Source organism: Armatimonas sp. (assembly GCF_043760365.1).
Lineage (GTDB): Bacteria > Armatimonadota > Armatimonadia > Armatimonadales > Armatimonadaceae > Armatimonas.
In genome coordinates this window covers 1-5,098 of the sequence record NZ_JAYUPA010000368.1, presented here as the reverse complement: position 1 = coordinate 5,098, position 5,098 = coordinate 1, and the positions used below count along the sequence as shown (strand labels likewise).

The following is a 5,098-nucleotide window of genomic DNA, read 5'->3' as shown; positions in this document are numbered from 1 at the left end:
TCCTGGTAGGCATCCCGTGCCTCTTTCCAGTGTCCGGCGCGGTAGCAGAGCTGGGCAAACTCCAGAAAGGGCTTCCAGGCGCGAGGGTGGCGCTGGAGCTGTCGCCGCCGCGTAGCGATCTCCGCTTCCTGAGAGACAAGGCGCGACTCACCCCGTAGGCAAAGCTGGAGTTCTCCCCCACTGGGCAGAGCCACGGTGATAATCCGGGCATCGTGGACAATCTCGGTCAGGGCGCGCTCGGCGACGGCAAGCGCCAGGAAAGGGGCAAGTTGTGGCTGGAGTTGGCGGCGGGCACGGTGGATGCGTTGCATGGCTGTCTCCACGCGAATCCCAAGTTGCGCCGCGATCTCTTTGTGGGAATACTCCTCCAAAAAGAGTTTGAAGGGCTGCCGGTAGAGATGGGGGAGTGCATTGATCGCCTCCGCCACGAACTGGAGTAGCTCACGCTCCTCAATCATCTCCTGGACGAGAGGAATCGCGCCGGGCCGCTCCTCCCAGAGCTCGTGGGGGAGCCCGCCATGCCACTGCTGCCGCCGACGAAACCGCTCCCGCACTTTGAGACACAGGCGCTTGGCAATCTCCAGGAGCCAGGCCTCGAAACCCACTCCTGTGGCGGTACGGTCTTCGTAGCGATCCAAAGCATGGAGGGCACGGATAAAGGTCTCCGTGGCGATATCCGCAGGATCCACCACGGGGTCCACCGCCCCTCCGGCAAGGTAGCGTCGGCAGAGAGTCATTACCTGTGGCTCGTAGCGGTGCCAGAGGACAGCAAACGCCTCATTTTCTCCCGCACGGGCCAGGCGGATTAGCTCGGTATCGCTACGATTCATAGGAAAACCTTCCTTGCTGCCGCAACGCAAGGACTCTTTTCTCCCTGGGTTCGCTCTACGCACCAAGCCCGGCACCGCTGGCGCGGGCGGGCTCGACTTGGCGGCGGGCACGGCGCTCTTTGACAATTTCATCCGTGGCGAGGGCCTTGAGCGGGTCGGCGGGGCGACCGATCTCCTCGCGCGTGGCGGCCAGAATCGGGCGGACATCGGTCTCGTAGGCATCACGGAGGATGGCATGAGCACCCATGACATCCCCTGCGACTTGCAGCCCGGCGAGGGCGGCGCGGTCCACCAAGAGCGCCTTGGCGTAGGCGGTCTGCACATTGAGAACACTCAGCACCATGGCCTCGATCTTCTTCTCCACGGTGTGGCTCTGATCCAACATATACGCTGTCTGGAACGCAGTTTTACCGTCGTTGCCGTTGATCAGCTCATGAAAGATGCAGAACAGCGCGTAGGGGTTGGCGCTCCCGACAATCAGGTCATCGTCGGCGTAGCGCCTATCGTTGAAGTGGAAGCCCCCGAGGCGGCCCTCAGAAATCAGCGTGGCGACGATAAACTCGATATTGGTGTAGTGGCCGTGGTGCCCTGTGTCCACGAGCACTTTCGCCCGCTCGCCCAGCTTCTGGCAGACTGTGTAGCTCGTGCCCCAGTCGGCCAGATCGGTGTGGTAGAACGCGGGCTCGAAGAGTTTGTACTCCACCAGCATCTCACCATCCGATGGCATCGCGGCGTAGCCCTCAGCAAGTGAGTCAATAAGCCGCTGGCGGCGGGATTTAATATCATCCTGGCCGGGGTAGTTCGTCCCATCAGCCAGCCAGATGCTCAGGAGTTTGCTACCCGTCACCTTCATGATCTCGGCGCACTCTTCGAGATGCGCGACGGCTTTCTTACGAATTTTAGCATCGGGGTTACAGACCGAGCCAAGCTTGTAGGCATGATCCTGAAAGAGATTCGGGTTGATCGCCCCAATGGCGACCCCCTCACTTTTCGCAAAATCCGCAATATCGGCCCACGTCTTGCCCACGGGCGGCAAGTCCCACGGAATATGCACGGCAACGGTCGGACAGACACCCGTCAAGCGATGCACCGTCGCGGCATCCTCTATCTTCTCGTAGATATCACGGGCAACTCCCGGCTCGGGAAAGGCTCCAAAACGGGTACCCGCATTGGCAAAGCCCCAGGAGGGCAGCTCGATAGGAAGGGCGCGCAGCGCGGCGCGGATTTGCTCTTGATTTGTCTCAGTGCTCATGCCCGTTGATTCGTGGCGTGCGGGGCGTTTTCCTGCCGCCGATTGGAAATCGGCGTCTGCAATGGCGCAAGCGCCACGAAGCCCGTGCCGGGCTGGGAATTTGCCTGCTTTATCCCCAGCTTCCAAGACCAAGATCGTAGAGAGGCTGAAGCGAGTCGCGGGGTTTCGACGGCTTTTGCCAAGGCCAGAGACGCTTTGAGGAAGTTTGTACAGGAGCTTGCAAAGCTTTCAAAGTCGTTTCGATTTGGGTTGGAAGGTGTTCATCTAAGTGCTGTATTTCATCCAAAAGCTCGCCGATCTGAGAATCAAAGCCTAGGTCAGTCATCTGAAAAATATCGAGCGGCTCCAGCAGAACGTAGGGTAACTGAAGCACCGGGCGTGCGAGAAACGCTTTCGTTTCCTCAATCAGAGGCTGAGCATGCGGATGAGTAAGCTGGTCAAAAAACACAAAAAGCCGCTCGCGCCCTTGTGCCAACTCTCCCAGGATCGCAACTTCGCCTTCGTCGGGCCAATCAAACGAAGGGCAAATTCGTGGTGATGCCGAGACCAGCAGCTTGAAGGCAAGCGGAATATCGTAGGCATACTCTCCAAGAAGTAGGGGTTTTGTCTTTGCCCCTTCACCGGGGACAAAATCGAGAGCATAGAGTGAGCAACGATTGGCCATCTTAACCCAATTATAGCCCGGCACGGGCTTCGCGGCGCGAAGCGCCATTGGAGACGCCGGTTTCCAACCGGCGGCGGGTAAAATCGCTCCATGAGTTTTCGAGAGTTTCAGGACTATAAGCCCCGTGTCGCGCTGATTGGGGCCGGGTGGTACGGTAAGTGTGATCTTTTCCGGCTGCTACAAGTTGCCCCAAATGCAGACGTTGTCGCGCTGTGCGATGTGGACAAGAGGATGCTCTCTGAGGCGGCGGACTTGGTGGCGAGCAAGCAAGCGTCGAAGAAGCGCCCTGCGACTTTTGCGGACTATAGAACACTGCTCAAAGAGACCAAGCCGGAGCTGGTCATTATCGGGACTCCCGACCACTGGCACGCGCTCCAGGCGATCGCCGCGATGGAGGCGGGGGCGGATATCTACTGCCAGAAGCCGATCTCCGTGGATATTGCCGAGGGTCAGGCAATGCTCGCGGCGGCGCGAAAACATAAAAGAGTGGTGCAGATCGGGACGCAGCGAAGAAGTACGCCGCATCTGGTCGAGGCGCGGGAGCTTCTGCGCGAGGGCAAGCTGGGCAAGATCGGGCTGGTGGAGACGTGCTGCTACTATCATATGCGCTCGTCGAGCCGTGCCGCCAACACCACGCCGCCGGAAAATCTGGACTGGGAAATGTGGACGGGTCCCGCACCGTTGCTGCCCTACAACCCGATTGCCCATCCCAGAAGCTGGCGGGCGTTTATGGAGTACGGCAATGGCATTGTTGGGGACATGTGCGTGCACATGCTCGACATGACCCGCTGGATGCTGGGCCTCGGCTGGCCCAAGAGCGTGTCGTCCTCAGGGGGCATTTTTATGGACAAGGCCAGTATCGCCAACATCACCGATACTCAGACGGCAAGCTTCGATTTTGGCGAGACGCAAGTGCTCTGGCAGCATAGAAGCTGGGGGGATGCACCCGATGCCAAGTACCCCTGGTCCGCGATTTTCTACGGCGAGAAAGGCGTGCTCAAGGCCAGTGTCAATGGCTACGACTTTCTCCCCAGCCGTGGCCCCGCCGTCCATAAAGACGTCACTTTTGAGCTAGAGCAGTTCCCCGACGACAAGACGGAAAAAGACTTAGAAAAGCACGTCGCCCCGGCTATTCGCTACCACATGGCCGACTGGCTCAAAGCCGTCCAGGCGCGTAGCAAGCCCGTCGCAGACATTGAGGAGGGCCATATCTCCACGGCAAGCTGCATCCTGGCCAACCTCGCGCAACAAACCGGGCGGACACTCACCTGGGACGTCCAAACCCAACGCATCGCCGGGGACGATACCGCCAACAAGCTCCTGCACCGCCCGTACAGAAAGCCCTGGGTGCACCCTTAGAGACGGCGATTTCAATCGGCGGTATAATAGCGAACATCTGCTTGCCAGAAAAGAATAGATTGCCGGAGAGTATATTTTGGAACTGAAGTTTATTGCGATTGAGAAAGTGATTGAGGATCCTGACCAGCCCCGTAAGGTGCTAGACGAAGCGGCTCTGGCGGGTCTGGCGGACTCGATTCGTCAGCATGGGCTGCTCAACCCCATCACCGTGATCGCGCTGGAGGGTGTGGATGCCTACCGTATTGTTACGGGTGAGCGCCGCTGGCGCGCGTCGCAGCAGGCCGGACTGCTAGAGCTAGCCTGCATCGTGCGCAGCCTCGCCGATGAGACGCCCGAGAAGATGGCCGAGCAGCTTGTGGAGAACCTCCAGCGTGAGGACTTAACGCCACTGGATAAGGCAAAGGCATTCACACAGCTCAAGCAAACTCTGGGCGCAACCAATAAAGAAATCGGGCAGCGTCTGGGAATCTCCGAGCGCACCGTGGGCTATTTGCTCGACTTATTGGATCTGCCTGAAGCGATCTCCGAGCAGATTATCTCGTCACCTAACCGCCCCGCCGACGGTAACCTCACCGAGAAGCACGGGCGATTTCTGCGCCAGCTCAACGAGCTGCCGGACTTGCAGGCGCACTTAGTCGAGAAGATCAAGGGCGAAAAACTCTCCGCCGATGATACCGGGAAAGTGGCCAAAGCCATCCGCGAGAGCCCCGCCCTCGCCGATGAGATTCTTGCCGCCCCCGTGATGGAGCTCCCTAGCCTGCTCGGCAAGCGCGACGACACCACTTTCAGTGCTGGGCGCGGCATGGCCAAGATCGTCGAGAAAATCCCTGCGATGCTCGAAGAGATCAAGCTAGAGCGCGCCTCGGCTGCCGATCTGCCACTGCTTGAAGAAAAGCTCACGGCGGCGCGCAAGGCCATAGACGAAAAACTCGCCGAGGTCAAAGCCGCCCAGCGCTCGTAAACTCCGTCGGTTGAAACCGGCGTCTGCAGTAG

General features: G+C 59.4%; 5 protein-coding genes. 2 read left to right on the top strand and 3 right to left on the bottom strand.

The window, feature by feature from the left end:
• From ACH2EH_RS08870 to ACH2EH_RS08860, 3 genes are all read right to left on the bottom strand, one after another.
• Positions 1-830: RNA polymerase sigma factor (locus tag ACH2EH_RS08870; protein ID WP_395140876.1), on the bottom strand; the 830-nt coding region annotated here is incomplete at its 3' end.
• A 55-nt stretch (positions 831-885) separates the two neighbouring features.
• Positions 886-2,082 carry an L-rhamnose isomerase gene (rhaI, locus tag ACH2EH_RS08865; protein ID WP_395140874.1) on the bottom strand — a complete coding sequence of 399 codons (1,197 nt, stop codon included), beginning with the start codon at positions 2,080-2,082 and terminating at the stop codon, positions 886-888.
• A 109-nt stretch (positions 2,083-2,191) separates the two neighbouring features.
• On the bottom strand, positions 2,192-2,794 hold the full coding sequence (locus tag ACH2EH_RS08860; protein ID WP_395140872.1) for a hypothetical protein: 603 nt from the start codon (positions 2,792-2,794) through the stop codon (positions 2,192-2,194).
• 42 nt (positions 2,795-2,836) lie between these two features.
• On the opposite strand from ACH2EH_RS08860, the gene ACH2EH_RS08855 reads away from it, so the two are divergent.
• Positions 2,837-4,105, top strand: coding sequence for a Gfo/Idh/MocA family protein (locus ACH2EH_RS08855; RefSeq protein WP_395140870.1), 1,269 nt, complete (start codon positions 2,837-2,839; stop codon positions 4,103-4,105).
• A 76-nt stretch (positions 4,106-4,181) separates the two neighbouring features.
• Positions 4,182-5,066: a ParB/RepB/Spo0J family partition protein gene (locus ACH2EH_RS08850; RefSeq protein ID WP_395140868.1), complete on the top strand. Its 885-nt coding sequence runs from the start codon at positions 4,182-4,184 to the stop codon at positions 5,064-5,066.
• Positions 5,067-5,098 lie beyond the last annotated feature (32 nt).

What these genes read in the sequence shown, in the direction of transcription:
- ACH2EH_RS08855 (WP_395140870.1), top strand. Translation starts at nt 2,837, where the DNA reads ATGAGTTTTCGAGAGTTTCAGGACTATAAGCCCCGTGTCGCGCTGATT.
- rhaI (WP_395140874.1), bottom strand. Translation starts at nt 2,082, where the DNA reads ATGAGCACTGAGACAAATCAAGAGCAAATCCGCGCCGCGCTGCGCGCC.
- ACH2EH_RS08860 (WP_395140872.1), bottom strand. Translation starts at nt 2,794, where the DNA reads ATGGCGCTTCGCGCCGCGAAGCCCGTGCCGGGCTATAATTGGGTTAAG.